Source organism: Streptomyces pseudogriseolus (genome assembly GCA_002154585.1).
In the GTDB taxonomy this organism is placed as follows: Bacteria; Actinomycetota; Actinomycetes; order Streptomycetales; family Streptomycetaceae; genus Streptomyces; species Streptomyces pseudogriseolus.
Genome location: MUNG01000147.1, coordinates 44,233 through 52,428, shown reverse-complemented (window position 1 = coordinate 52,428; position 8,196 = coordinate 44,233). Strand labels below are relative to the sequence as shown.

Below are 8,196 nucleotides of genomic sequence, written 5' to 3'. Positions count from 1 at the left end.
AGGACGGCGTCCGCACCGTCCGGGTCACCGGCGACGACGGGGCCGGCGGCACCCTGGACGTCTCCCTCGAGGGCACCCCGTACCCGCTGCGGCTGGTGCGCGCCGGGGAGGCGGGCACCCTCACCTTCTCCTCCTGGGGCGCCGACTTCCCGCTGCAGAAGCCGGCCAAGGACGACACCCTCGACTACGGCAAGGAACTCCCGACGTCCTAGCCCTCCCCGGGCGTACGGGTCAGCCGCGCCGCTTGCGCTTCGCCAGCAGGCGCGGCAGCCCGGCCGGGACCGGCGTGCGGGTCGTCGCCGGGGTGGGCAGCGGGGCCGCGGCCAGGTCGCCGTCGGGCAGCGCGCCGGTCGCGCCGGTCGGCTCGAGGCGCAGTACCCGGCACTCGCGGGCCCAGCGCTCCGGCATCGCCTCGCCGTCGGGCGCGTTGAGCCGCTTGCCCTTCAGGTCGGCGACGGCCGCCGTCCACTCCTCGGAGCCGGCGGCCAGTTCGCGGACCGCCGCGGTCCAGGTGACCAGCCGGCCGCCCTTGTCCTTGCTGCGCACCGTCACCTCGGCCCGCGCCCCGTCGGCGAGTCCCGTCAGGGGCTGTTCGCCGGGGCCGTCGCCGATCACGCAGGCGGCGCCCTCGTGCCACACGTGCCACAGGGGCCGGGCAGGGACGCCGGGTCCCTCGACCCAGATGAGGCCGGACTTCTTTGAGGCCTCCTCGATGAGGGCCCGGTCGAGCAGCTCGCCAGTCATGCGCCCAGCCTATCCAGGCGGGGTCCGGCGGGGTCTCAGAGCCAGCCGTTGCGCTTGAGCGTGCGGTGGATGCCGAGGCAGAGGGCGACCGTGACGCCGAGGACCACCGGGTAGCCGTACTTCCAGTGGGTCTCCGGCATGTAGTCGAAGTTCATGCCGTACACCCCGCAGACCATGGTCGGGACGGCGATGATCGCGGCCCATGAGGTGATCTTGCGCATGTCCTCGTTCTGCGCGACGGACGCCTGCGCGAGGTTGGCCTGGAGGATGGAGTTCAGCAGCTCGTCGAAGCCGACGACCTGCTCCTGCACCCGGGCCACGTGGTCGGCGACGTCCCGGAAGTACTTCTGGATCTCCGGGTCGATCAGCCGCATCGGCCGCTCACTGAGCAGCTGCATCGGCCGCAGCAGCGGCGCCACGGCCCGCTTGAACTCCAGCACCTCGCGCTTGAGCTGGTAGATCTCACCGGCGTCCGTGCCGCGCGGGGCGCCTTTGCGGCCGGGGGAGAAGACCTTGGTCTCGACCTCGTCGATGTCGTCCTGCAGGGCGTCGGCGACCGCGATGTAGCCGTCCACCACATGGTCGGCGATGGCGTGCAGCACGGCCGAGGGGCCCTTGGCCAGCAGCTCGGGGTCGTCCTGGAGACGGTGGCGCAGGGCGCGCAGGGAGCCCTGGCCGCCGTGCCGGACGGTGATGAAGAAGTCCCGTCCGGTGAAGCACATCACCTCGCCGGTCTCCACGATCTCGCTGCTGGAGGAGACACGGTCGTGCTCGAGGTAGTGGACGGTCTTGAAGACCGTGAACAGGGAGTCGTCGTAGCGCTCCAGCTTGGGCCGCTGGTGAGCCTGGACGGCGTCCTCCACGGCCAGCGGGTGCAGCCCGAACTCGGCGGCGATTCCGGCGAATTCGGCCTCCGTGGGCTCGTGCAGGCCGATCCAGACGAAGCCTCCGTCGCGGCGCACGCGGCGCATGGCGTCCTGGGGGGTGAGCGGGCCGTCCTCGGTGTCCAGGCGGCGGCCGTCCCGGTAGACGGCGCAGTCGACGACGGCGGTGGCCGCCGCGCGCTCACGCGTGGACTCGTACGGGCCGCTTGCCTTGCGCAGCGAGACACGGGAGGGACGGACCACGGCGCGCAGGTCGCGGATCATCGACATGGCGGGCTCCTTCGCGGACGGGCAACGAAAGGCGCCGGGGCGACGGGTGGAACAACCCGGAATGAGGACGTCCTGGACTGCGCATGTTTGGCACGTCCACAAAGCGGGGAGCACCGCACCGTCGCGGTGGCGAGCTTCGTCGCTGATACAGCTACTGGGGCAGATCAGTCGGAACGAAACGAGTGCTCTTCCGATGAAGACGCGCGAAGCGAAAGACGGGAGCCGAAAGAAGAACAGCTACCTCAGCGGGCGGAAGAGCGGGTGATACTGCACGGTCGACTTCGGTCCATGCCAGCCCCACCTCCTCCGGCCGGTCCCTCGTGAGGGACGATCGCGATCCCCTGGGGGATTCCCCCTTGAGCGGGGAGTGTCACAAGGCGTTCAGGCAGTGTCGGAACGCTTGACGCGTGCTGCCCGAACCACCGGCCAAGCGTATCAGCCGACTGCTGTGTCAAGGCTCTGCTTTGCCCGGTACTGACGAGTTCTATGCTCGCGGCATGGCTGATGTTCTTCCTCTGGTCGAGGCCCGGCTGCGTACGGCGCTGGGCGAACCGGACGCGCGCGCGGCGGTCACCTTTCTGGGCACGGACCGCATCGAGGTGCTGCGGTTCCACGAGGGGGACATCGTCCGCTACGCGACGCTCGGCATGTCCGCGCAGCCCATGACGGACCCCACGGCCGTGATCGCGGACCCGGTCGCGGGACCGCGCGCCGAGCTGGTGCTGTCGGTGCGCGGCGGCGTCGCCGACACCGACAAGGCGCTCCGCCCGCTCGCCGTGCTCGCCGCGTCCCCCCAGGTCGAGGGGCTGGTCGTGGCCCCCGGCGCCTCGCTGGACGTGGGGGAGCCGCTGTGGCCCGGCGCCCCGTTCACCTCGGTGCTGGTCGCCGAGCCGGGCGGCCTGGTGGAGGACCTGGAACTGGACGCGCCGCTGGAGCCCGTCCGCTTCCTGCCGCTGCTGCCGATGACGCCGAACGAGGCCGCCTGGAAGCGCGTGCACGGCGCCCAGGCGCTCCAGGAGCGGTGGCTGAACCACGGCACGGACCTCAGGGACCCGTCCCGGAGGTCCGTGCCGCTGGACTGAGCGGCGCCACAAGCGCCGGAGTGAGGAACCTCACCAACGCCCCGCCCGTGCAGCTCAGTTGGCGAACACGCCCACGCCGTCCTCGGTGGCGTGGCTCGGCTGAAGCTCCTCCGCCTCGGCGGTGAGCGCCCGGCGCCGCACCAGCACCACCAGCGCGCCCAGCACCGCGGTCACCGCGGCGACCGTGAACGGCATGCGGGCGTCGCTCCACTCCGCGATCTTCGGCGCGAAGTACGGGGCGGCGGCGGCCGCGAACCAGCGCACGAAGTTGTACCCGGCGCTCGCCACCGGACGCGGCGCGTCCGACACCCCGAGCGCCAGTTCCGTGTAGACCGTGTTGTTCACGCCGATCAGCGCGCCGGACAGCACGGTGCACACGACCGCCGTGGTGTGACTCCCGTGGCCGAGCACCAGCACGTCGGCCGCCAGCAGCACCAGCGAGCCGCCCAGCACCGTCAGCGACCCGAACCGCTTCTGCAGCCGGGGGGCCACGATCACCGAGAACACGGCGAGCAGCACGCCCCAGGCGAAGAACACCGCGCCGGAGCGGTAGGGCGACATGTCCAGCACGAACGGCGTGAAGGCCAGCACGGTGAAGAACGTGTAGTTGTAGAAGAACGCCGACATCGCGGTGGACGCCAGTCCGCCGTGCCCGAGCGCCTTGAGCGGGTCCAGCAGGGAGGTCTTGCGGGCGGGCCTGGGCTGTTCCCCGAGGAACGCGGTGATGCACAGGAAGCCGACCGCCATGAGGGCGGCCGTGCCGAGGAAGGGGTAACGCCAGCTCGCGTCGCCGAGCAGCGCGCCCAGCAGCGGGCCGCAGGCCATGCCGAGGCCCAGGGCGGACTCGTAGAGCAGGATGGCGGCCGCGCTGCCGCCGGCCGCGGCGCCGACGATGACGGCGAGGGCGGTGGAGACGAACAGGGCGTTGCCCAGTCCCCAGCCGGCGCGGAAGCCGACCAGTTCGCCGACCGAGCCCGAGGTGCCCGAGAGCCCGGCGAAGACCACGACGAGCGCGAGCCCGAGCAGCAGCGTCCGGCGCCCGCCGATGCGGCTGGAGACGAAGCCGGTCACCAGCATGGCCAGCGCCGTGATCAGGAAGTACGAGGTGAAGAGCAGGGAGACCTGCCCGGCGGTCGCGTCCAGGCCCTGGGCGATGGACGGCAGGATCGGGTCGACGAGCCCGATGCCCATGAAGGCGACGACGGACGCGCCGGCGGTCGCCCACACGGCTTTCGGCTGCTTGAGGATGCTGCCCGATCCCGTGTCGATGGGGTCCATGGGTGCTCCAATCCCGGGATGTGGGGGGAGTGCCGGCCGCCGGGCGGGAGATGCCCGCCGGCCGACGGGAAAAGATGCGAGATGCACACAATAGATTAGCCAAGCTAATTAATGCAAGTTACATCTATCTCGTTCCGTGAGCTGCGCGTTCCGCCCGGTCGGGTGATCGTCCTTGACGTGGCGCTGCGGACCTAGGACCGTGGGGCTCTATGAGGGGCGAACCCAGTTGCCCGAAGTGCGGTGGCCGGGTCAGGGCTCCCGGCCTCTTCTCGGATGCCTGGCAGTGCGATGTGCACGGCACCGTGCACCCGCTCCAGCCCGTGATACCGCCGAGCGTCGAGGCCCTCGAAGTCGTCGTGCACCGCACCAAGGTGCCGGTGTGGATGCCGTGGCCGCTGCCGGTGGGCTGGCTGTTCACCGGCGTCGCGTCCGCGGGCGACGACCGCAGCGGGGGCCGGGCGACGGCCGTGGCGTGCACCGGCCCCGGGCCGCTCGGCGGGATGGGCGAGCTCATCCTGGTCGCCGAGGAGCTCGGCGTCGGACTCGGCGCGCGCTACGCGGGCATCGACGGCCCCGACCCCGGGCCCTACATGAACGTCGAGAAGCCGCCCCAGGCCAAGGTGCTGGCCGCGGGCCGCCCCACCCCCCTCTGGCACGTCTCCCGCACGCCCGACGACCGCGCCGTGTTCGCCGGCGAGGCGCTCGGCCTGTGGCTGTGGGCCGTGGTGTGGCCCGAGCAGTCGGGGCTGCTGATGTACGACGAGCTGGTGCTCGCCGACCTGCGGGACGCCGGCGCCGAGGTGGAGCTGGTCCCGTGCGGCGCCCTGTCGCCGCGCCTGCTGGAGACGTAGCAGGACGCGGCCGGCCCGGCCGGTGATGTAGGGGGCGCCGAACGGGTTCGGGTGTGACAGCGGTGACCGAAAATCCGGTTATCCTGGAGCGTCCCCATCCGTCCGTCCCGCTTGGAGTACCGCGTCGTGCGTATCGACCTGCACACCCACTCCACCGCGTCCGACGGCACGGACACCCCGGCCGAGCTGGTCCGCAAGGCCGCCGCGGCCGGACTCGACGTCGTCGCCCTCACCGACCACGACACCACGCGCGGCCACGCCGACGCGCTGGCGGCGCTGCCGCAGGGGCTCACCCTGGTGACCGGCGCCGAACTCTCCTGCCGTCTCGACGGCGTCAGCATGCATCTGCTGGCCTACCTCTTCGACCCCGAGGAGCCCGCCCTGCTCGCCGAGCGCGAGCTGGTCCGGGACGACCGGGTGCCGCGCGCCCAGGGCATGATCGCCAAGCTGAACGAGCTGGGCGTGCCCGTCACCTGGGACCAGGTCGCGCGGATCGCCGGCGACGGCTCGGTGGGCCGCCCGCACGTGGCCAGCGCGCTGGTCGAACTCGGCGTGGTGGACAGCGTGAACGACGCCTTCACGCCCGAATGGCTGGCCGACGGCGGCCGGGCGTACATGCCGAAGCACGAGACCGACCCCTTCGAGGCGGTGCGGCTGGTGAGGAACGCGGGCGGCGTCGCCGTCTTCGCGCACCCGGCTGCGGTCAAGCGGGGCAGGACCGTGCCGGAGTCCGCGATCGCGGAGCTGGCCGAGGCCGGTCTCGACGGCATCGAGGTCGACCACATGGACCACGACCCCGACACCCGGGCGCGCCTGCGCGGCCTGGCGGGCGAGCTGGGCCTGCTGGTGACCGGATCGAGCGACTACCACGGCAGCCGGAAGACCTGCGTCCTCGGCGAGTTCTCCACCGACCCCGAGGTGTACGGCGAGATCACGCGGCGCGCGACCGGGGCGTTCCCGGTGCCGGGGACCGGCGGAGCGGCCTGATCCCCGCGGGGACCGTCACGTCCTGAGCCCCGCCCTCTTCTTCACCCTTCTTCTTTCACTTCACTTTCGTTCTCGCGCAAGGCAGTCATGTTCGACGTCGCCGTCTTCGGCTCTCTCTTCCTCACCCTTTTTGTCATCATGGATCCCCCTGGGATCACCCCGATCTTCCTCGCGCTGACCGCGGGCCGCCCGGCCAAGGTGCAGCGGCGCATGGCGTTCCAGGCCGTCTGCGTGGCGGGCGGTGTGATCGTCGTCTTCGGTCTGCTCGGCCACCAGATCCTGGACTACCTGCACGTCTCCATACCGGCGCTGATGATCGCGGGCGGTCTGCTGCTCTTGCTCATCGCGCTGGACCTGCTCACCGGCAAGACCGACGAGCCCAAGCAGACCAAGGACGTCAACGTCGCACTGGTCCCGCTGGGCATGCCGCTGCTGGCCGGGCCGGGCGCGATCGTGTCGGTCATCCTCGCCGTGGAGAAGGCGGACAGCGTGGCGGGGCAGGTCTCCGTGTGGTCGGCGATCCTCGCCATCCATGTCGTGCTGTGGCTGGTGATGCGCTACTCGCTGCTGATCATCCGGGTCATCAAGGACGGCGGCGTGGTCCTGGTGACGCGGCTCGCGGGCATGATGCTGTCCGCCATCGCCGTGCAGCAGATCATCAACGGCGTCACGCAGGTGATCAAGGGCGCCTGACCCGGTGCTCCCGGGCACACCGGAGCCCCCGTACCCGAGTGGTACGGGGGCTCCTCAAGCATGCGTGCAGTGCACCGGGAGGCGGCCCGTACGGCCGCCGGCCCGCGAAGCGGGAGTTACGAGGCCGGTGTGTCGGCCGGGCGGATCCACAGGCGCTGCCCTACGGCGGCGGCCTGCTGAACGATGCGGTTGACGGAGGCGGCGTCCACGACGGTCGAGTCCACGGGCGTGCCGTCGACGTCGTCGAGTCGCATGATTTCGAAGCGCAAGGGCTTCTCCCTTCGTCTGGTCATCCTCCTGGAGGAGAACTACTGGGTGGAGGCTCACGGACCGGACGGGCCCGTGGGCAGCACTGTGTCCAACGAGCTGTGTGATGCAAACATTCCCTACGCTAAGGAAATTTTTCGATCGTCTAAATACTGACCGGTAAGGTTTTCGAACGGGACCGACCGGGACCGGTTGTGTTCGTAGCGTGACCGGCGGAACAATGAGAGGTGATGAACGACGACCTCGGGACTCTGCACACCCGTATCGACCGCACGAACGAGCTGCTCCAGCGCATGCTCGCCGAGGTGGCCAAGACGCCGTCGACGCACGCGATCTTCGTGGACGCCGGCTACCTCTACGCGGCCGCCGGGCGGCTCGTCGCGGGCACGGAGGACCGCCGCGCCTTCGACCTCGACGCCGAGGGACTGATCGACGCCCTCATCGACCGCGCCCGGACCATCTTCGCCGACAGCAGGCTGCTGCGCGTCTACTGGTACGACGGCGCCCGGCGCCGCATCCACACCGCCGAGCAGCAGACCATCGCCGAACTGCCCGACGTCAAGGTCCGCCTCGGCAACCTCAACGCCAACAACCAGCAGAAGGGCGTCGACTCCCTGATCCGCTCCGACCTGGAGTCACTGGCCCGGCACCGCGCCATCAGCGACGCCGCGCTGCTCGGCGGCGACGAGGACCTGGTCTCCGCCGTCGAGGCCGCCCAGGGCTACGGCGCCCGCGTCCACCTGTGGGGCATCGAGGCGCCCGAGGGCCGCAACCAGGCCGAGCCGCTGCTCTGGGAGGTCGACAGCCAGCGCACCCTCGACCTGGACTTCTTCAAGCCGTACGTCTCCCGGCGCACCGCGTCCGCGTACGAACCGGCGGGCGGCCGGCCCAGCCGCGAGGACGTCCGCTTCGTCGGCGCGCAGATCGCCGCGAAGTGGCTGGTCTCGCGCGGACGCGACACCATGATGGAGCTGCTCCCCGGCCACCCCTACCTGCCCGGCTCCGTCGACCAGGACCTCCTGGTCGAGGCCGAGGGCCTTCTCCAGTACTCTCTGCGCGGCCAGGCCGACCTGCGCCGCGCCCTGCGCGACGGCTTCTGGGACCACCTTCAGGCGCAGTACTAGCGGTACTGGCAGTGCT

9 protein-coding genes and 1 pseudogene are annotated in these 8,196 nt (G+C 71.0%); 6 read left to right on the top strand and 4 right to left on the bottom strand.

Annotated features, from left to right (window positions below; genetic code table 11):
- Nucleotides 1-212: pseudogene (locus CCN29_RS15095) on the top strand (hypothetical protein); the annotation flags it as partial.
- A 19-nt stretch (nt 213-231) separates the two neighbouring features.
- On the opposite strand, the gene CCN29_RS15090 reads toward CCN29_RS15095, so the two are convergent.
- Both CCN29_RS15090 and CCN29_RS15085 read right to left on the bottom strand, forming a co-directional pair.
- Nucleotides 232-744 carry a hypothetical protein gene (locus tag CCN29_RS15090; protein ID WP_006134544.1) on the bottom strand — a complete coding sequence of 171 codons (513 nt, stop codon included), beginning with the start codon at nt 742-744 and terminating at the stop codon, nt 232-234.
- Between the two features lie 35 nt (nt 745-779).
- The gene (locus CCN29_RS15085; protein ID WP_006134545.1) at nt 780-1,898 is read right to left on the bottom strand and encodes a magnesium and cobalt transport protein CorA; all 1,119 of its coding nucleotides are present in this window, start codon (nt 1,896-1,898) and stop codon (nt 780-782) included.
- 497 nt (nt 1,899-2,395) lie between these two features.
- On the opposite strand from CCN29_RS15085, the gene CCN29_RS15080 reads away from it, so the two are divergent.
- Nucleotides 2,396-2,980, top strand: coding sequence for a suppressor of fused domain protein (locus tag CCN29_RS15080; RefSeq protein ID WP_006134546.1), 585 nt, complete (start codon nt 2,396-2,398; stop codon nt 2,978-2,980).
- Nucleotides 2,981-3,034: 54 nt separating this feature from the next.
- On the opposite strand, the gene CCN29_RS15075 is transcribed toward CCN29_RS15080, so the two are convergent.
- Entirely contained in the window at nt 3,035-4,258 is a 1,224-nt protein-coding gene (locus CCN29_RS15075) for an MFS transporter (protein WP_006134547.1), read from the bottom strand.
- 209 nt (nt 4,259-4,467) lie between these two features.
- On the opposite strand from CCN29_RS15075, the gene CCN29_RS15070 reads away from it, so the two are divergent.
- The 3 genes from CCN29_RS15070 to CCN29_RS15060 all read left to right on the top strand — a co-directional run bounded on the left by CCN29_RS15070 (nt 4,468) and on the right by CCN29_RS15060 (nt 6,789).
- Nucleotides 4,468-5,109 carry a DUF6758 family protein gene (locus tag CCN29_RS15070; RefSeq protein ID WP_031023317.1) on the top strand — a complete coding sequence of 214 codons (642 nt, stop codon included), beginning with the start codon at nt 4,468-4,470 and terminating at the stop codon, nt 5,107-5,109.
- 126 nt (nt 5,110-5,235) lie between these two features.
- Nucleotides 5,236-6,096, top strand: coding sequence for a PHP domain-containing protein (locus CCN29_RS15065; protein WP_006134549.1), 861 nt, complete (start codon nt 5,236-5,238; stop codon nt 6,094-6,096).
- 87 nt (nt 6,097-6,183) lie between these two features.
- Nucleotides 6,184-6,789, top strand: coding sequence for a MarC family protein (locus CCN29_RS15060; RefSeq protein ID WP_006134550.1), 606 nt, complete (start codon nt 6,184-6,186; stop codon nt 6,787-6,789).
- Nucleotides 6,790-6,905: 116 nt separating this feature from the next.
- Here CCN29_RS15060 and CCN29_RS15055 read toward each other — a convergent pair whose 3' ends face one another.
- Nucleotides 6,906-7,058, bottom strand: a complete 153-nt coding sequence (locus CCN29_RS15055; protein WP_006134551.1) for a DUF8834 family protein — start codon at nt 7,056-7,058, stop codon at nt 6,906-6,908.
- Between the two features lie 228 nt (nt 7,059-7,286).
- Here CCN29_RS15055 and CCN29_RS15050 point away from each other — a divergent pair, with 228 nt between their 5' ends.
- Nucleotides 7,287-8,180, top strand: a complete 894-nt coding sequence (locus CCN29_RS15050) for an NYN domain-containing protein (protein WP_006134552.1) — start codon at nt 7,287-7,289, stop codon at nt 8,178-8,180.
- Nucleotides 8,181-8,196: the final 16 nt, after the last annotated feature.